The 228-nt window shown below is 62.7% G+C and carries 1 protein-coding gene; it reads left to right on the forward strand.

Translation table 11 applies throughout. The annotated features are described in order from the left end of the window. Nucleotides 1–228, forward strand: a 228-nt coding sequence (locus BFP99_RS00020; protein WP_141690736.1) for a hypothetical protein, incomplete at both ends; no start/stop codon positions are given.

Below are 228 nucleotides of genomic sequence, written 5' to 3' on the forward strand. Positions count from 1 at the left end.
TCAGCGTCGACGACGGCCACTGGGCGCTCGCCTACGAATACGATAGCCAAAACCGCCTCACCGCCGAACACCAGGGCTGGGGCACCTTGCGCTATGGCTACGACGCCTGCGGCCAGCTTCAACACCTGCGCCTACCGGACAACAACCGCTTGGTGTTCAACCACGGCAAAGGCGGCCACCTCGCCACCGTCGAATTAAACGGCGCGCTGCTGACGTCTCATCTGTTCA

Source organism: Pseudomonas sp. 1 R 17, assembly GCF_900067035.1.
GTDB classification, from domain to species: domain Bacteria; phylum Pseudomonadota; class Gammaproteobacteria; order Pseudomonadales; family Pseudomonadaceae; genus Aquipseudomonas; species Aquipseudomonas marginalis.